This window comes from Flavobacterium aureirubrum (assembly GCF_038739835.1).
GTDB classification, from domain to species: Bacteria; Bacteroidota; Bacteroidia; order Flavobacteriales; family Flavobacteriaceae; genus Flavobacterium; species Flavobacterium aureirubrum.
Map to the genome: position 1 here is coordinate 1 of NZ_JBCGDO010000096.1, position 411 is coordinate 411.

The window sequence follows — 411 nt, forward strand, 5'->3', positions numbered from 1 at the left end:
GGGAAATTCCTGATATGTGTTGCATGGTTAAAGATAAGAATACTTTGTTCTTCTTACAAATATTTTTGTATATTTGAAAAAGGATTGTGAAAGTTTTTTCACAGTCTGACGTCAGGCTGTGAAAAAACTCCAATTTCAATAAAATTTCACCTAATTAAAAGCTTATAAATTGGTTTTAAGCCAAGGTATATTTTGAAGTAGTTTCATTTGTTCCCAAAATAATACGAACTAAAAATAGCTTTAAATAGGTCGTTTTTATCAAAAACAAACCTTTTCTCTTGTAAGGTGAGTTCCATGCTTTGAGTTTGGCTATTAAATCGGGCACGCCGAGGATGTTGATGCTGCGTTTGATGTTGTAGACTAGCATGATCAAACTGTGTTCGCCATTTACTTTTTCTAATCCTATTAAAT

General features: G+C 31.9%; 1 pseudogene. It reads right to left on the bottom strand.

Annotated features, from left to right (window positions below):
* Positions 1 to 175 precede the first annotated feature (175 nt).
* Positions 176 to 411 (bottom strand): annotated as a pseudogene (locus tag WFZ85_RS16095) (hypothetical protein); the annotation flags it as partial.